17 protein-coding genes are annotated in these 16,828 nt (G+C 35.1%); 4 read left to right on the top strand and 13 right to left on the bottom strand.

Annotation, left to right across the window (positions count from 1 at the left end):
• Positions 1-269, top strand: a 269-nt coding sequence (locus Q0L29_RS10300) for an adenylosuccinate synthetase (protein ID WP_296621413.1), incomplete at its 5' end; no start/stop codon positions are given.
• A gap of 54 nt (positions 270-323) precedes the next feature.
• Here the strand turns inward: Q0L29_RS10300 and Q0L29_RS10295 are convergent.
• From Q0L29_RS10295 to Q0L29_RS10280, 4 genes are all read right to left on the bottom strand, one after another.
• On the bottom strand, positions 324-1,328 hold the full coding sequence (locus tag Q0L29_RS10295) for a ligase-associated DNA damage response exonuclease (RefSeq protein WP_296621410.1): 1,005 nt from the start codon (positions 1,326-1,328) through the stop codon (positions 324-326).
• A 19-nt stretch (positions 1,329-1,347) separates the two neighbouring features.
• Complete coding sequence (locus Q0L29_RS10290; protein ID WP_296621409.1) at positions 1,348-1,803, bottom strand: MarR family transcriptional regulator; 456 nt, start codon at positions 1,801-1,803, stop codon at positions 1,348-1,350.
• Between the two features lie 61 nt (positions 1,804-1,864).
• Positions 1,865-3,127 carry a chorismate-binding protein gene (locus Q0L29_RS10285; RefSeq protein ID WP_296621407.1) on the bottom strand — a complete coding sequence of 421 codons (1,263 nt, stop codon included), beginning with the start codon at positions 3,125-3,127 and terminating at the stop codon, positions 1,865-1,867.
• Positions 3,088-3,513, bottom strand: coding sequence for a hotdog fold thioesterase (locus Q0L29_RS10280; RefSeq protein ID WP_296621405.1), 426 nt, complete (start codon positions 3,511-3,513; stop codon positions 3,088-3,090). Before Q0L29_RS10280 ends, Q0L29_RS10285 begins: the two co-directional genes overlap by 40 nt.
• A gap of 104 nt (positions 3,514-3,617) precedes the next feature.
• Between Q0L29_RS10280 and Q0L29_RS10275 the strand changes: the two genes are divergently transcribed.
• Both Q0L29_RS10275 and Q0L29_RS10270 read left to right on the top strand, forming a co-directional pair.
• Entirely contained in the window at positions 3,618-4,238 is a 621-nt protein-coding gene (locus tag Q0L29_RS10275) for a histidine phosphatase family protein (protein WP_296621403.1), read from the top strand.
• 101 nt (positions 4,239-4,339) lie between these two features.
• Positions 4,340-4,588 (top strand): hypothetical protein, encoded by a 249-nt coding sequence (locus tag Q0L29_RS10270; protein WP_296621401.1) that lies wholly within the window; start codon positions 4,340-4,342, stop codon positions 4,586-4,588.
• 191 nt (positions 4,589-4,779) lie between these two features.
• Here the strand turns inward: Q0L29_RS10270 and Q0L29_RS10265 are convergent, their stop codons facing one another.
• The gene (locus tag Q0L29_RS10265) at positions 4,780-6,120 is read right to left on the bottom strand and encodes a TIGR00366 family protein (protein ID WP_296621398.1); all 1,341 of its coding nucleotides are present in this window, start codon (positions 6,118-6,120) and stop codon (positions 4,780-4,782) included.
• Positions 6,121-6,298: 178 nt separating this feature from the next.
• Entirely contained in the window at positions 6,299-7,309 is a 1,011-nt protein-coding gene (locus Q0L29_RS10260; RefSeq protein WP_296621396.1) for an acyl-CoA reductase, read from the bottom strand.
• 387 nt (positions 7,310-7,696) lie between these two features.
• On the opposite strand from Q0L29_RS10260, the gene Q0L29_RS10255 reads away from it, so the two are divergent.
• Positions 7,697-8,140, top strand: coding sequence for an OsmC family protein (locus tag Q0L29_RS10255; protein WP_296621394.1), 444 nt, complete (start codon positions 7,697-7,699; stop codon positions 8,138-8,140).
• Positions 8,141-8,175: 35 nt separating this feature from the next.
• Here the strand turns inward: Q0L29_RS10255 and Q0L29_RS10250 are convergent, their stop codons facing one another.
• From Q0L29_RS10250 to katG, 7 genes are all read right to left on the bottom strand, one after another.
• Positions 8,176-8,853, bottom strand: coding sequence for an HAD family hydrolase (locus tag Q0L29_RS10250; protein WP_296621392.1), 678 nt, complete (start codon positions 8,851-8,853; stop codon positions 8,176-8,178).
• A gap of 74 nt (positions 8,854-8,927) precedes the next feature.
• Positions 8,928-9,761 carry a shikimate dehydrogenase gene (locus Q0L29_RS10245; RefSeq protein ID WP_296621390.1) on the bottom strand — a complete coding sequence of 278 codons (834 nt, stop codon included), beginning with the start codon at positions 9,759-9,761 and terminating at the stop codon, positions 8,928-8,930.
• Between the two features lie 142 nt (positions 9,762-9,903).
• A complete protein-coding gene (locus tag Q0L29_RS10240; RefSeq protein WP_296621388.1) occupies positions 9,904-10,725 on the bottom strand; it encodes a hypothetical protein in 822 nt (273 codons plus the stop codon).
• A gap of 240 nt (positions 10,726-10,965) precedes the next feature.
• On the bottom strand, positions 10,966-12,303 hold the full coding sequence (locus Q0L29_RS10235) for a rhodanese-like domain-containing protein (protein ID WP_296621387.1): 1,338 nt from the start codon (positions 12,301-12,303) through the stop codon (positions 10,966-10,968).
• A 215-nt stretch (positions 12,304-12,518) separates the two neighbouring features.
• On the bottom strand, positions 12,519-13,337 hold the full coding sequence (locus Q0L29_RS10230; protein WP_296621385.1) for a sulfite exporter TauE/SafE family protein: 819 nt from the start codon (positions 13,335-13,337) through the stop codon (positions 12,519-12,521).
• A gap of 91 nt (positions 13,338-13,428) precedes the next feature.
• Positions 13,429-13,953: an inosine/xanthosine triphosphatase gene (gene yjjX, locus Q0L29_RS10225; RefSeq protein ID WP_296621383.1), complete on the bottom strand. Its 525-nt coding sequence runs from the start codon at positions 13,951-13,953 to the stop codon at positions 13,429-13,431.
• A gap of 88 nt (positions 13,954-14,041) precedes the next feature.
• Positions 14,042-16,315 (bottom strand): catalase/peroxidase HPI, encoded by a 2,274-nt coding sequence (gene katG, locus Q0L29_RS10220; protein WP_296621381.1) that lies wholly within the window; start codon positions 16,313-16,315, stop codon positions 14,042-14,044.
• Between the last annotated feature and the right edge of the window lie 513 nt (positions 16,316-16,828).

Below are 16,828 nucleotides of genomic sequence, written 5' to 3'. Positions count from 1 at the left end.
GTAGTTTTGAAAAAATAAAAGTCTGCACACAATACGAATTGGAAGACGGTACTATAACAGATGAATTTCCCTATGATATAGTGGATTCAGAAGTAAAACCTATCTATGAAGAATTAGAAGGATGGAATTGCAGTTTGGATAGCATCAGTTCATTTACGGAAATGCCTAAACCATTGAAAGATTATATTGCATACATAGAGGAAAAATTAGGAGTGCCTATTAATCTGGTTTCAGTTGGACCAGATAGGACTCAAACTATTTTAAGATAACATTATAGATTTAAGTTAAGTAAAAGGAAGTTGAGCGCAATCAGCTTCCTTTTTTTATAGCTCGCTATCCAAACTTTCCCCTTCAAATTGAGTATCTAAACTGATGGCATTTAACCCTTGTTCTTGGAGATATTTTGTAAATACATTAGAATATCCATGAGTGGAATAGATTGTTTCAGCTTCGGATAATTTCACTGCTTTTAATAAGCCATTCCAGTCTGCGTGATCTGAAAGCACAAATCCTCTGTCAGCAGCTTTTCTTCTTCTAGTTCCTCTTAGCATCATCCAGCCTGAGGCTATTCCAGTACTGTAAGGAGCTAATTTTTTCATCCATGGAGTGCCAATTGATGCGGGAGTAGCAATCACTAGATTTCCCTGATAGTCTTCCTTAGGAATATCATTTGTGATCTTAATAGTTTCAGGTAATTGTAATCCTGTTTTTCGCAGTGCTTCAGTTGCATTCTCTACAGCTCCATGCGTATAGATATCACCAATTTCCGTATCCACATTTTTCATTATCCTTTGCGCTTTTCCTAAAGCATAAGCAAAAATTACAGTCGTTTTCCCACTCTCTTTATTATATCTCCACCATTGATTGATTTCATCAAAGGTTTCATTTTGAGGTTTCCATTGATAAATAGGTAGGCCAAAAGTAGTTTCGGTTACAAATTCATGGCATTTGACAGGCTCAAAAGGAGTGGATAATCCATCATTTTCCAATTTATAATCACCTGAAATTGCTACAACCTTCCCCTTATACTCCATTCCAATTTGAGAGGAGCCTGGTATATGTCCTGCAGGATGAAAACTCACTTTTACGCCATTTATGGTAAGGCTTTTATTATAATCAAATGTTTCTATATAAATATGATCTCCCAATCTTTGTTGCATTATGGTTTCAGAATGATGATGAGCTAAATAATGCTGATGTCCTGGTCGGGAGTGGTCGACATGACCGTGAGTGATTAATGCTTTTTTAACGGGTCGCCAAGGATCAATGTAAAATTTACCTTTTGGGCAGTAAATTCCTTTATTTGTAAACTTTAACAATGACTCCATGATAGACTAACTCTATAAATTAGTCTTTGTTTTGATTGACTTTGGAGATTATTTTTGAAAGTTTTTCTAATTCATCTGAGGTTAAAACTTCAAAAAAATCATCCATCTTTTGCTTGATTATAGGTTCTATTTGTTCTATTAAATCTACTCCTTGTTTGTTGATAGAGATTGCAGAATTTCTTTTGTCATTTGCTTGTCGAGTTCTATTGATTAATCTCTTCTCCACTAATCTTTGAACTATTCGAGAAATATCTGGCACATTTTCTCTCAAATAACTTTTTACGTTATTCAAATTCATGGGCTTATCCGAATTGTCATTCAGTATTGCCAATACTTCATATTGCTGTCGAGTAATTCCGAAAGCTTTCATCTCTCTTGAGATGTTATAAGACATTTTCTGTTGACAGTTCAGTAAGGTCGAAAATGTCTGACCAATTAATGAATTTGAATTTTTTATAGTTGATTCTTTACTCATTCTTAGGGTCGGTAAATCGATGATACTCTTCGATTAATACGTCAAAAATAAGGATTAATATTTAGATTCTGAAAATAATATCGGACAATACCTTACATTTCATCTCCGTTTCTTCCCATTCTTTTTCTGCTTTTGAATCTTCTGTTATTCCAGCGCCCGCATAAAAAGTAACGGATTGCTTATTGATTTGACAACATCTCAGATTAACAAATAAATGACTTAATCCGTCCAAATGAACTGGTCCCATAAAGCCACTAAAATAGCTCCTGTTATGTTTTTCTTCCTTAGTGATGAAATCTAATGCAGGCTCTTTTGGCATTCCACAAACAGCCGAGGTAGGATGCAATAACTTCAACATCACAGAACCCAATTCAGGAAAATTTACTGATTCAGTATGTACTTTGAATGTTGTTTTTAAATGCAACAGATTCCCAGCTTGAATAGTTTTTGGTCCTATTTCATCAAAATCTCTTAGTCTTATTTTCTTAAAACAATTGATGATGTAACGAGAAACGTAAGCTTGCTCCTCTATTTCCTTTTGAGTCCATGTAGTTTCAGCAATACTATTTTCAGACTTTTCTTGAGTTCCAGCCAAAGCCATTGTTTTAAAATACGCTCCTTTTTTATCTTCTATTAAAGTTTCTGGACTGGCACCAAACCACAATCCTGTTTTTGCTGAAAAAGTAAGATTCACAAATGCATTAGGATACTTTTCGCAAGCGTTAACAAATGCCTGGCCTAAATTTATATCATTATTAAACTCAAAATTTTTGACTTTGGAGGGAACTACCTTGTAAAATTCTTCTCTTTTTATGAGTTGAATTCCTTTTTCAACCATATTAAGATAATCTGATGCTAAGGTTGATTGAATGTTTTGACTATTGTTTAGTGATTTAAAATCAAATTGGGTATTAATATTTTCAATTTTCTCTTCGATTTCTTCACTTGGTGCTTTCTTCCAATCTACAACGTCTTTATCCTTTTTTTCATCACTATCCGAGTCCAGTAAAATTTCTGCTAATATTTCTGCATCGAAATGCACTATTTTATTTGAGCCAGATTGGAAAGGATGCAATAAAAAGCCTGAGGGTAAATCTTCCAAATTCAGTTCATCTAAATATTTACCACCAGATAAATCACAAAGAATCTGTAATTTAGAATCATTAGGTAGTCTGTAAATAGCCAATGCAGCTTTATATTTCTGTGCAAATGCTATGAATTTATTGAGATGTGCCTCGGCTGTAAGCTGAGTATGTTTTATATCTTGTGTTGCTTTTTCCAAAATTATTTCTTCACTACTGCCATTGTAATACGACTTACACATATCAATTGTTCACGCTCATTCTTAATTTCTATGTGCCAAACCTGAGTAGTTCTCCCGATGTGGACAGGAGTTGTTTTACCATATACCCATCCTTCTTTAATTCCACGGATGTGATTAGCATTGATATCTAAACCGACACAGTAGAATTTTTCAGGGTCCACCATTAACATAGCGGCTACACTTCCCAATGTTTCAGCCAAAACTACAGAAGCTCCACCATGCAATAATCCGTAAGGTTGATGTGTGCGTTTGTCAACTGGCATTTTGGCCATCAAAAAATTATCCCCAATTTCCGTAAAACTCATCCCTAAAACTTCAGAAATGGTGTTTTTGCCCAATTTATTGAGTTCTTCTACACTTGGTTTTTGAAGAAATTTCCTATCCATAGTAATTACGCTGATTCTGTTTTGTAATTTCGAGCCGAAAAATACGGATTCAGATTCAATTTTGAACAATATTTATCGAAATTGATTGATTTTGGAAAATAGATATGGTAAAAGATATATACATAGTGCGTCACGGGCAAACTGATTATAACCTCAGAGGGATAGTGCAAGGCAGTGGAGTTGACGCTTCACTGAATGACACAGGGAGAAGTCAAGCGGAGGAATTTTTCAAAGCTTATGGCGATTTTCCTTTTGATAAACTATATATCACCACTTTAAAAAGAACGCAAGAATCAATGAAAGGATTTATTGAAAAGGGTTTGGTTTATGAAAAACTTTCAGGCTTGAATGAAATCAGTTGGGGAACCCGAGAAGGACAACCATTCACACCAAAGGAAAATAAATATTATTATGCCATGCTGGACAGATGGAAACAAGGAGAAACTTCCTTGCCTGTTGAAGGCGGTGAATCACCGGACCAAGTTGCAATGCGCCAGTTGGAGGCAATGAAATACATTATGGGCAAAAAGGATGAGCATAAAGTCTTGATTTGTATGCATGGAAGGGCGATGCGGATTTTGTTGGCGCAATTATTCAATTACCCACTTCATGATATGGATATATTTGAACACGCAAATTTGGCTTTGTATCATGTGAGAGCAACGGAAAATATGTTTCAGTTGGTGAAGTATAATGATAAAGGGCATTTGAGTGGGGACAATTAAAGAATGTTTTTTTCTGACGGACAGGAATTATAACTAATTTTTATTTGTATTTATTTTGAATAAAATATTATTTGTAAATTTAGTATCTAAATATAATTAAGATGGATGAAGCTATTCAAATAAAAAATAATCTTATTTCCCGAATAAAGGATTCTAATGATTTGGATCTTTTAAAGGCACTTCAAACTATTTTTGAGAGCTCTGACAAATCTGTTTTTGAATTAAATGATTTGCAAAAAGCTTCAATTGAAAAGGGTAGACAAAATATCCAAAATGGCGAATACATTGAAAATCATAAAGTAATTGCAGGAATAGCTAAAACAAGATTGGACAGTTTTGAAAAGCTCTAAGAATTAAACTTCTATTTTTTTATTTTTTCTCCCTTTCTTTTTTCTTCAAAAAAAAGAAACAAAAATTCAAGACAAAACAAAGCTTCCGCCCACAAGCCACCACTGGCCCGCTGTTTTGTCCTCCAGCCCGCTCGCACGGAACAATTGATATTGTAATTTTGAAATTTGAGTCATTTTTAATCTTTACAAAATCAAAAAAACAACAAGCCCCCAATAAATATCAAACTCCCCACAATCAAAGCAAACAAACTATAAGGCAGAATATCTTTTGCTTTCAATTGCGTAATCCCTAAAAGAGGTAATGCCCAGAAAGGCTGCAGCATATTGGTGATTTGGTCCCCATAAGATAATGCCATCACAATTTTAGGGATAGGGATGTTCAAGGCCTGAGCTGCTTCAACCACTATTGGTCCCTGAACTGCCCATTGTCCGCCACCTGATGGGACGAAAAAATTAACCAAGCCTGCACTGAAAAAAGTTAAAATTGGAAATGAGGTATTAGTTGAAATGGAAACAAAGAAATCAGATATTAAAATCACCAATCCTGAATATTTCATGATTCCCATAATACCAGAATAAAGGGGGAATTGAATCACTATTCCACTTACACCCTGAATTCCTGAGTTTACGGCTGTCATAAATTTTCCTAAGCTTCCGTGGAGTAGAATTCCGAAAGCTAGAAGCATGAAGTTGACAAAATTAAGATCGATAATAGCTTGATTCGATTGCCACTTATCAGCTGCAAATAGTATGGCACTTAAAAGCATCACGCCTCCTAAAGCATAGGCTATCCAAGGCTTATTTTCACTATCATTGGATTCTTGTTCTTTAAGTTTTTCTTCTTTTTGAGTTAGTATTGATTGATAATCAGAATTCGACTTAAAATACTTACCTAAAATGTAAAATAGAGCTGGCACAGCAATTAAAAGCACAAAACTTATGACAATATTCATTTTGGAAAAGAGCGTTTCCGAAATACTGACTACGCCTATTTCATTGATTAAAAAGTGATTAGCTTCTGCCACTTTCAAGGGCGCTGATGCTGAAAGTCCGCCATGCCAAACCATCATACCTGAATAACCAGCAGCACCTAAAATCCCGTAATTGAAAGTCTTGTTTTGAGCGGAGAAATTTTCTCCTATTCTTCTGCTAAGGATTGCACCAAAAACCAGACATAATCCCCAGTTCAAAAAGCTCATGATAATCGTGAAAAAGCTAATAAAAAAGCCTGCTTGAGCAGTATTGGTTGGGATAGAAGCTATTTTATTTATAATCTTGGAGAAAAGAGGTGTTAAAGCGAGTGTATGTCCTAAAAGCAGGATTAATACCATTTGCATGGTAAAAGCCAGTAATTCCCAAAAACCGGTTTGCCAATAGCCTAAGATGCTTTGAGATTGACTCAAAATATTGCCTGACTGATTTGTAAAAATTAAAGCCAAGAAAAAAGTAACGCCACTTAACAGTATAGCAATCACAAAAGGAGACGGAAGAAATCTTTCTACTAATTTAATGTATTGCCTTGAAAATGACATGTTATTTAATTATGAATTACGAAATTATGAATTATATCCATATTTTAGCAGACCGTTTCATGTTTAAACTCTCATTTTTTCTATTTGTAAGTACTGATGTACATGGTACAAAGCTCGTCATCTAACGCCCATTACCCCACACCCTACTTTTGAGCAAATCAAAAAAGATGATACAGGATCAAGATCTATTTAAACTAGAAAGAAACTCCAGCGTATCCACCCCATCCGCATATTCCCAAAGTTCAGGTTGTTGTGCTTTTCCTGGTTCAATTTCAGAACCTTTTTGAACCACACACTGGATTCTCTCTTCTTGCTTAGCAAGTTTATCTTTCAATCCCTCTTCGTTTTTATAAAACTCATAAAACAGTACAGATATCGGAGACACCAATGCCTCATCTTCTTTCATTAAGAAAAAACCAGAATCTAAATGAGCTTCATCATTTACCAGGTAAATAGATTTATTGTAATCGTAATTATTGACCCATTTATGATGATCGGCTACCCATTTGAAATCATCCAAAGTCTTGATAAAAGGAGAGAAATCAAAACCCTCAGGCACTAATAGTTTACTTACATTTCTACATCCTAATCCATAGTATTGAAATATATCCTTGCCCAAAGCTTGAATTTCTTCTTCGGATTCATTTCCAGTTAACACCGCTACAGAACTTCTGTTCTTTCGAATGATATTAGGATATTTACCGAAATATTGCTCAAAATATCTGGCAGAATTATTGCTTCCTGTTGCAATTACAGCATCAAAGCCGCTTATAGTTTCCTGTGTAAGCTCAATTTTACTCTCAAATTCAGGATTGATTTTGATCAACTTAGCTACTATTTCCTTTAATAAATATGGGTCCTGAGAGCTTAGTTTAGCCACTACACTATTTCCTGAAATTAGAACTGATAAAAAGTCATGAAAGCCTACCAGCGGAATATTCCCTGCCATGATTACGGCTATCTTTTTGGGGTTTTCTTGGGGTATATCATAATTTTCAACCCATTGATCTAGTTTTTCAGCTTTTAGCATTCCTCCCAAAGCCTTCACAGCATGCACCACGTTTTCACGAGTGAACCAATTGTTATAAGAAGTGGCACGGAAATACCATTCGTCCAATTCGGCTTCATTCATATTCCGTAGCTGTTCGCCTAATGTTTTAAAAGCTTCTAATCGGGCTGATAAATTCATGGGGATTTGATTTGAAAAATTGAAATGCGAAATTAATGGAATTTATGCAGGATTGAAACTTTAAGTTAGAAGTATGAAACCCGAAGTGGAAAAAAAGGGGGGAATTGGGACAGTACCGCAGATCCGACCGAGAGAGAATAGGTGCTCATGTCAGATATTGAAAATGTCGGACATTTATCCCTATTCCAGCATTGTCTCCAGAACTCCCCCAATGTCTGACATGAAAAATGTCCTACATTTCTGCACTGTGGTTTGATGGATGATTGTACTGTGGTTAGTACCGTAGGTCCAGAAGTTATAAAAATCAGAATATCTCAAATTTTTACAATGAAACAAATAAGAATGAGGGAGGTTAAAACATATAAACTAAAACTAAAAAATATAATTATGGCAATTAAAAGAAAAGTAGAAGCTAATTGGAAGGGACCTGCAAAAGAAGGACAAGGTCAATTAAGTAGTTCCAATCAATTTTTTGATAATACTCCTTACTCATTTAAAAGTAGATTTGAAAATGAGGATGGTAGATTAGGAACTAATCCTGAAGAACTAATTGCGGCAGCCCACTCTGGATGCTATGCAATGGCCTTAAGCGTGGCTATTTCTCAGGCAGGGCATACTCCAGACGAAATTAATGCTGAAGCTGAAGTTGTACTGGACAAAGAAGGTGAAGGATTTGCCATAAAGGAAATCAAACTGACTGTAAAGGGAAAAGTAAGTGGCATGTCAGAAGATGATTTTTTAGAAATGGCTAAAGGTGCCAAAGAAGGCTGTCCTATTTCAAAAGCTTTGAGCGCAGTTCCCATTTCACTTGACGCAAGTTTTGAATCATAAAATTTTAAAGGCATGGCTAAAAAGTCATGCCTTTATCAATGCTTTTCCAGAGGTTCATCTAAAAGATAAAAATCAATAAATTCCCTAACACATCCTTGTCCACCCTTTGTGTGTAAAACTAAATCCACTGTTTCTTTTACTTTTAAAACAGCATCGGAAGGACAAGCAGAAAAACCTACGGCCTGCATAACAGCTAAGTCGTTTATATCATCGCCAATGATGGCTACTTCATCTAATTTAATTTCTAATTTTTCGCACCAATCCAAGAGAATATCTATTTTAGGATCACTTCCAACATAGAGATGTTTGATGTTCAGCATTTCTGCTCTTACTTTTACCATCTTGATTTTATGAGCTGAAGAGATAATGCCAACTTGAACTCCAAATCGATCGAGTGCTTTGATTGCCATTCCGTCCTTGGCATTATATTTCTTGAACTGGTCTCCGCATTCAGTAAAAAACATGCCGGCATCTGTTAATACACCATCCACATCCAAAATCAAGAGTTTTATTTTTTTGAGTTGAGTTTTATCTGCAAACATTGGTCTGCTCAACATATTAGCATAATCAAGTTCGTTTTCAGCACAGAAAAGTTTCAAATCGCCTAGAGAAAGTTCATCTAAACGGCCAATATTGAATTCTGCTAAAAAATCAGCAATAGATCTCTTTTCTCTTGCTAAATATGCTTCAATATTTCTTTTTAATAAATCCATGATTTTATTTAAGTTATCAAACTTAACAATTCTTATTTGCTTTCTTTTTTTATATCTGAAAATAGATCAGATTTTCAATCTCTAAGATTCCAGTTTTTAATGATTTTTTCTTCAGATATATCACCTATGAACAATTGATATTGGCGAATTAATTGGGCTTTGTACATGGCACTACCCGTTATGAATTCAATATTATTATCTTGACAATAGCTTTTTAAATAATTGGGTTTTTCATCTTTTTCTGGCATGTTATGACTGAAAAGCATTTTACAATTATCTAATACTTCGGCAAATCCTTTAGCATTCAAAAAATCAGGGTTGGAAGAAATTGGAGTGGCATCCACTACTAAATCATAAGACCCTAAAAAGTCTTTATCTGTGATTCCTAAATCCTTCTTTTTAGCTTTTACTTTCTCAGGATTTCTACCAGTTAGCATGACTTTCAATCCCAAATCCTTCAAAATGTGATAGGCAACTCCAGAAACTCCTCCGTTTCCGTAAATCACAGCTGATTTAATAGAGTAGGAAGTTGATTTTAATTCATTCTCCAAAGCAGTTTTTAAGCCAATTGCATCTGTATTATAACCGCATAGTTTTCCGTTTTCATTCACCACCGTATTCACTGCTAGAGTTTTTTGAGCAATGGGTTCCACCTCATCCAAAAAAGGAATGATATTAGATTTCAGACCGTCTCTGCCAGTCACCGCTCCACCTCTTGAAATAGGTGAGCGCAATAATTGAGCATATTCTTCCGCATCTATAGCATGGGGAAAAGTAAAATACACCAGATTCAATCCTAATTTTCGAAGTGCAGAATTGTGTTTCTCAATGGAACTGGCGCTACCAGATGTGGAGAAGATAAATTGGGTTTGGGGGTTAAGTGGTACTTGGTGATTTTTGGGGTTCATAATGTGAGTTTTTGAATTTTGTATTCTATTCCTTTCTGCCTAGAAGACCTGTCAGGTTTCTATAATTTTAGTAATACTGTACTTGCAATTTCGCGAAAATCGCCAAGTAAAACCTGACAGGTCTATAAAAATCCAAGTGAATCTAAAAATTAATTTCCTTTAAAGCCTGATTAAAATTTTGTATAAATTTATCTCTGATTTCCTCGGTTAGAACATCCAAAGAAAGAAAAGGATTGAGGTCTTCCAATTCTACCAAAAGCAAACTACCATCTTTTAATTTGCAGGCATCCACTCTTTGAATTCCTCTTTTCATATTATTCCACCGAATGAATTTTTCTGCGAATCTTAAATCTTCTGCTGAAGCTTCATAAGTTTTCAAATCCCATCTTTTCGACTTGTCGGGTGCATATAAGGCATATTGAAATTCATCATTTATGAAATAGAAAGAAACTTCATATTCAAAATCGATATACGGCTGAATCAGCTTATCCTCTAGTTTTGCATTTTTGAAATTTTCTTTACTAATTTTTTCCATTCCAATAGAATCTGCTCCATTTTTAATCTTGATAATGTATTGATCAGATTGAGGCAGCAAATGAAGATTATTAGTATTGTCAATTGTGGGAATTACAGGGAAATCCTGGGCGAATAAATCTAACAGATATTGCTTTCCTTTTATATCTGCTTTACCATCAAAAGAATTGAAAGTTGGGATTTCTTTTTGCTTTACCACCTTCACAAATTCATTAAAATACTCTTGATAGTAGGCTACAGGACCTGTATTTCTGAAAACGATAAAATCGGCCTTATCTAAAAAAGCTAAAGCTTGCTGAGGGTTTCCAATTAATATATTGAAATCCTCTTTGAGCTGAGAAGTGATATATAAATCCTCCTCATAGTAATTTCTCCCTTTAGCAGGATAATAAAGATCAGTTAGATAAAGTAAATTCGCTTTTTGAGACATATATCTTTTTTGAGTAAATAAGTAAAAAAACCTGACAACATAAATAGTTATCAGGTTTCCTAATACAAATTAAAGATATTAATTATTGCAAATCACCTTTCACGATGTTTATTTGATTTACTTAAACTTAGTATGGTAGAACATGCGAAAAAACTTTACGATCGGTTGAAAATATAAAAAAAGGCGAGCAATTTGCCCGCCTATTTTCACTAAATCAATCTAGAAAACAAAAAACACTATCTATTTAAAATTCTCAACATCATCACTCAAGTCATAAACTTTTGCATTTGGCAATAAGCTTTTCACTATACTAAACCCTGTTGCTGAACGATAACCGCCTGCACAATGTATCATTACAGGTTTTTGAGTATCGATTTCTGATACTCTTTCTCTTAATTCAGGTAAGGGAATATTTTTTGCTGAATCAAAGAATTTTCCATCCTCTACCTCAGATTTATTTCTGATATCAATAATGGTGTAAGCATCAGGATTATTTTTGAAATCATCCAGATTAACTAAAGAATCCATTACCACTTCTCCTTTAGGATTGGTCACTCCAGCAACCAAATTAGCTTCATATCCAATTTTAGCTGCTCTATAAATAGCAAATTCTAAATCTTTCTGATTTTCTGCAACCATATAATAATGTTCACCAGGTCCTACAATTGACCCTAACCATGTCTCAAATTTATCTGCTTCTTTATTTTGAATATTGATAGCGCCTTTCAAATGACCTTTCTTAAATTCTTCCTTTGCTCGAGCATCAATAATAATTGAGCCTTCAGGAATTTCAAATCCATCTTTTTTATCGGCATTTTTCACAGCTTCTTCAAAAGCCACAGCTCCGTTCCTATTTACTTCCACACTATTTGGAAAGTATTTAGGAATGAAAGATTGTCCTTCTAAAAAGGCATCCACAAATTTCTCTTTATCCTTAATTTGAAACGCCCAATTATTAGTTTTTTCGACAGCGATGGTACTACTTAATTCACTGCTCATATTTTTACCGCAAAGCGAGCCAGGCCCATGTGCGGGATAAACAATAGTTTCATCAGGTAGCTCCGCAAATACATTATTTACTGTATCGAACATCATACCGGCTAATTCTTTTCTGCTTACTTGTATGTTACCAGCTCCTTCCCTTAAATCGGGGCGGCCTACATCACCTACAAACAGAGAATCACCAGTGAAAACTGCTTTTTGATTTCCTTCTTCGTCCAATAATAAATAAGAATTATGATCAGGAGAGTGACCTGGAGTAAATAAAGCTCTAAAAGTTACTTTTCCAATTTTCACTTCATCTCCATGCCCCATGTGCTCGTAATCATAGCTTACGCCAACTTTATTGTTTACATAAATAATGGCACCAAATTTCTTGTGAATTTCCAGATGACTACTGATAAAATCCGCATGCGGATGTGTTTCAAAAACCGCTACAATTTCAGCACCATGCTGTTTAGCAAAATCTATATAGGGTTGTATATCTCTTGATGGATCAACCAAAGCCACTGTTCCTTCACTTTCGATAGCAAAAGAACCTTGAGCTAAAGCATCATCATAAAAATGTTTAATATGCATAGTTATATTGTTTTTAATCTCTTATTTATTTTTACGAGACTTAGGGAAATAAGATAGTAACTTTGGTCACAAACAAAGTTGATATGTTTTCATGTTAGCAGGATGACAAGTTATTTGGAATACAAATATTAGGTTAAAGTCTTGCTATGGAATAATTTCAAAGTAAAAAAAGGGACTAAAAAGCCCCTTTCAATCAAACTAACTCCCCTATTAAATTACATAAATAATTCTTTGTAAATCATGGCTGAACCCATAATTAAAACAAACCAACCAAAGCCCTTTTTAAGTTTTTGACCATCAATCATATTTGATAAATATGTTCCAATGAAAATTCCAGCTCCAGCAATTACTGTAAAGATTGTTAAGAACATCCAATCAATATCTCCACCTGATTGAATATCTCCAATAAATCCTATCAACGATTTAGCAGCAATAATTAAAAGTGAAGTACCTACTGCTTCTTTCATAGGCAGTTTAGCCAAAATCACTAAAGCAGGAATAATCAAAAATCCTCCACCTGCTCCTACTAAACCGGTCAAAGCACCGACTACTATTCCTTCAATAATTATTAATGGGTAATTAAATTTTTGAACTGAATCAGCTTCATCGGCTGCCTCTTTCAATTTCTTCTTATTACTCTTAATCATGGAATAAGAAGCCCCAATCATTAAAAGGGCGAAAATCACCATGATACCTATGGATTTGGTAATTTCTAGACCACCCACTGTAAACCAAGTATCTGGTAAGGCCGGCACTAAGAGCAATCGGGTTAGATATACTGAAATAAAAGCTGGAATAGTAAAAACAATACCCGTTTTATAATTGACCAAACCTTTTTTGGCATAGCTGAGACCTCCAACCAAAGAGCTAAATCCCACTATAAATAAAGAATAAGCAGTCGCTGTTACTGGACTTATGCCTAATAGATATACCAAAACAGGAACAGTCAGTATGGAACCTCCTCCCCCTATTAGTCCTAAAGAAATGCCAATGATGGCTGCACTTAAAAATCCTATTATCTCTATCAATGTCATAATATAAATTAATTTTTTGACAAAAGTAGAGGGTTAATCATCCTTAAGGCGTAACAAATGTTACTGCACAAATTGAAAAGTATGATAAATATCAAGGATTTTTCAAAAAAGGAATCAATGCCATTATCATAGCATGTTCATAATAGGATTTCCTGTCAATTTCACCCTTGGTTAAAATACCTACAGCTCCGTCTTTTTGCTTAGAATTTGACCGACCAAAATAAATATCATCTGCTTCACCTAGCTCTACCCCTTCTCTCACCATTTTGGCAATTGGTTCAGGGACATAAAATACGGCTGTTTGTGCTTGACTTGCTTTTTCCTTTGATAGCACCACAATCCAAGCAAAAGCCTGCATCCCAAAATCATCCTCATAAATCCCCCCTTCTATACCTACCCAATAATCGGCCTCAAGGTTTTCATCTTTTGCATTTTTGGCTCGATTAGCTGCGCCTTGTAGGGTTTCTTTATTAGACATGGGCTGATCTGAAACTTCCGATGGAACTGACAAGCCTTTATATGTAAAAGATTGGTTTGGAAACATTCTTTTAAATCCTGCTTGAGTAGCTTCAATTTTAACTGGATTTTTGGAGGCGATGATTACTTTTAGTGACATAAAGACTTTAGCTTATTAAATATTGGCCGAATATAAGAAAAGCCAGACTTTTAAGCCTGGCTTTTCAAATTGAAATTTATTTAAATTCTTATTGATAGACTAGATCAAATCTATCCAACTTCATTACTTTATCCCATGCTGCCACGAAATCTTTTACAAACATTTCTTTAGAGTCAGCCTGAGCATAAACTTCAGCTAGGGCTCTCAATTCAGAATGAGAACCGAAAACTAAATCTGCTCTTGTTCCTGTGTATTTATCTTCACCTGAACTTCTATCTTTGCCAATAAATTGCTCATTAGTATCATCAGTTGGCTTCCAAACAGTGCTCATATCCATAAGATTTACGAAGAAATCATTAGTCAACTGCTCTTTTTTATCAGTCAATATTCCATGTTTGGAACCATCATAATTAGCTCCCAAAGCTCTCATTCCACCAACCAACACCGTCATTTCAGGAGGAGTTAAAGTCAATAATTGAGCTTTATCAACTAATAATTCTTCAGTAGAAACAGAATATCTGGTTTTCAAATAATTTCTAAAACCATCTGCCATTGGCTCTAGCAAGTTCATAGATTCAATATCTACTTGTTCTTGCTTAGCATCCATACGGCCAGGAGTAAATGGAACTTTTACATTATAACCAGCATTAGCAGCAGCTTTTTCTACACCGGCAGCACCCGCCAATACGATCAAATCAGCCATTGATACTTTTTTAGCACCAGACGTTTTATGGAATTCATTTTGTATCCCTTCCAAAGTGTTCAATACTTTTTGCAATTGCTCAGGATTATTCACTTCCCAATCTTTCATTGGTGCTAATTGGATGTGAGCTCCATTTGCTCCTCCTCTCCTATCAGAATCTCTATAAGTAGATGCCGATGCCCAAGCCGTTGAAACTACTTCACTAATGCTTAAATCTGAATTCAAAACTTGAGACTTTAACTTAGCAATGTCATTTGCATTAATTAATGGATGATCAACAGTAGGAATTGGATCTTGCCAGATAAAATCTTCTTTTGGATATTCCGGACCTAAATAAGTTGTTTTTGGTCCCATATCCCTATGCGTCAACTTAAACCATGCTCTCGCAAATGCTACATTGAACAACTCTGGATTCTCTAGGAATTTACGAGAAATCTTAGCAAATCCTGAATCGAATCGCATTGTCAAATCAGTGGTAAACATAGTCGGCTTCAACATTTTAGTAGAGTCAAATGCATCTGGAACCATTACTTTTGGATCTTTTGCTACCCACTGATGCGCACCAGCCGGGCTTTTGGTTAATTCCCATTCATGCTCAAATAAACTTGTAAAATACCCATGACTCCATTTTGCTGGAGTGGTAGTCCAGGTAACTTCTAATCCAGAAGTAATAGCATCTGTGCCTTTACCTGATTTGTAAGAGCTTTTCCAACCAAAGCCTTGCTCTTCCATCCCGGCACCTGCAGGTGCTTCCCCAACATTTGAAGCATCTCCAGCACCGTGAGCTTTACCTAAAGTATGTCCACCTGCAATTAAAGCAACCGTTTCTTCATCATTCATTCCCATTCGACCGAATGTTTGTCTGATATCATGAGCCGCTAAAACTGGATCAGGATTTCCATTAGGTCCTTCAGGATTTACATAAATCAATCCCATTTGTACTGCCGCCAGAGGATCTTCCAAATCTCGCTCATCTGCTGAATAACGCTCGTCATAACTTAACCATTCTTTTTCTGAACCCCAGTAAACATCTAATTCAGGTTCGTAGACATCTTCTCTTCCACCTGCGAACCCGATAGTTTGGAGTCCCATATCTTCCAAGGCAACATTTCCAGTTAGGATCATCAAATCTGCCCATGAAATTTTATTGCCATACTTCTGTTTGATTGGCCATAACAATCTTCTGGCTTTATCTAAATTGGCATTATCAGGCCAGCTGTTGATAGGTGCAAATCTTTGTTGACCTGAACGTGATCCACCTCTACCATCACCCGTTCTGTATGTACCTGCGCTGTGCCAGGCCATACGAATCATAAAAGGGCCGTAATGCCCATAATCTGCAGGCCACCACTCTTTTGAATCTTTCAACATTTCAGCGATATCAGCTTTCAAAGCAGGATAATCCACACTGCGGAATGCTTCTTTATAATCAAAATCCTCATCCATTGGGTTAGATAATTCAGAATTCTGTCTAAGAATAGTCAAATCCAGTCTTTTAGGCCACCATTCATTAAGCTGACTTGCCTTCAAAGCAGATCTGCTTTTTTTAGTCGCTCCGGAATAACCATCTGCTTCTGTTGTTTTTTCCCCATCATTTTGACAAGCCGTAAACATGAAGCCAAAAATGAAAACCAATAATATTGTAGTTAGTCTTTCCATATATGTATCGTTTAGAATAATTAATTCGTCACAAAAATAGAGGAATTATTAAATGTATCGACAATTAATTTTAATGATTTTATATATATTTATATAGATTTTATCTATAACTTAAATATGAGATATTGCAGAAAACCGTAGGGAAATTTGTGAATTGATTGGATTATAACACTAAAATATGGGTACTGGATCTCACCTTGGAAGTACTTTAAATTTCTGTGCTCATGGTGTAATCAATATTTTGATTTTAATTTTTGTAATAATATTTCTCTATTCCGAGACTTAAAATACTACTTACACACCTGAAACTTTATTTTAAATCAAATGGTCTGGAAAAGCTATAAATTCGTTAAGGGGACAAGATGCAAAAAATCAGTCTCTATTTTTACCAGTAATAATATCCCTTTTTTTACAATAAGTTTCGTTAAGTTTTCTGCTAAAAATATCTAACTCTTGGGATACTGCTTTTATGTGAGCACTATATTCTTTTATTTGCTCACTATTCATTTCTTC

It is taken from the genome of Marivirga sp. (genome assembly GCF_024636815.1).
Classification (GTDB): Bacteria; Bacteroidota; Bacteroidia; order Cytophagales; family Cyclobacteriaceae; genus Marivirga.
The sequence above is the reverse complement of the archived record's forward strand: the minus strand, read 5'-3'. Positions and strand labels throughout refer to the sequence as shown.

Excerpts from the sequence above, each read along its gene's own strand:
- Q0L29_RS10295 (WP_296621410.1), bottom strand. The coding sequence starts at position 1,328 with ATGGAGTCATTGTTAAAGTTTACAAATAAAGGAATTTACTGCCCAAAA.
- Q0L29_RS10290 (WP_296621409.1), bottom strand. The coding sequence starts at position 1,803 with ATGAGTAAAGAATCAACTATAAAAAATTCAAATTCATTAATTGGTCAG.
- Q0L29_RS10285 (WP_296621407.1), bottom strand. The coding sequence starts at position 3,127 with ATGTGTAAGTCGTATTACAATGGCAGTAGTGAAGAAATAATTTTGGAA.
- Q0L29_RS10280 (WP_296621405.1), bottom strand. The coding sequence starts at position 3,513 with ATGGATAGGAAATTTCTTCAAAAACCAAGTGTAGAAGAACTCAATAAA.
- Q0L29_RS10275 (WP_296621403.1), top strand. The coding sequence starts at position 3,618 with ATGGTAAAAGATATATACATAGTGCGTCACGGGCAAACTGATTATAAC.
- Q0L29_RS10270 (WP_296621401.1), top strand. The coding sequence starts at position 4,340 with ATGGATGAAGCTATTCAAATAAAAAATAATCTTATTTCCCGAATAAAG.
- Q0L29_RS10265 (WP_296621398.1), bottom strand. The coding sequence starts at position 6,120 with ATGTCATTTTCAAGGCAATACATTAAATTAGTAGAAAGATTTCTTCCG.
- Q0L29_RS10260 (WP_296621396.1), bottom strand. The coding sequence starts at position 7,309 with ATGAATTTATCAGCCCGATTAGAAGCTTTTAAAACATTAGGCGAACAG.
- Q0L29_RS10255 (WP_296621394.1), top strand. The coding sequence starts at position 7,697 with ATGGCAATTAAAAGAAAAGTAGAAGCTAATTGGAAGGGACCTGCAAAA.
- Q0L29_RS10250 (WP_296621392.1), bottom strand. The coding sequence starts at position 8,853 with ATGGATTTATTAAAAAGAAATATTGAAGCATATTTAGCAAGAGAAAAG.
- Q0L29_RS10245 (WP_296621390.1), bottom strand. The coding sequence starts at position 9,761 with ATGAACCCCAAAAATCACCAAGTACCACTTAACCCCCAAACCCAATTT.
- Q0L29_RS10240 (WP_296621388.1), bottom strand. The coding sequence starts at position 10,725 with ATGTCTCAAAAAGCGAATTTACTTTATCTAACTGATCTTTATTATCCT.
- Q0L29_RS10235 (WP_296621387.1), bottom strand. The coding sequence starts at position 12,303 with ATGCATATTAAACATTTTTATGATGATGCTTTAGCTCAAGGTTCTTTT.
- Q0L29_RS10230 (WP_296621385.1), bottom strand. The coding sequence starts at position 13,337 with ATGACATTGATAGAGATAATAGGATTTTTAAGTGCAGCCATCATTGGC.
- yjjX (WP_296621383.1), bottom strand. The coding sequence starts at position 13,953 with ATGTCACTAAAAGTAATCATCGCCTCCAAAAATCCAGTTAAAATTGAA.
- katG (WP_296621381.1), bottom strand. The coding sequence starts at position 16,315 with ATGGAAAGACTAACTACAATATTATTGGTTTTCATTTTTGGCTTCATG.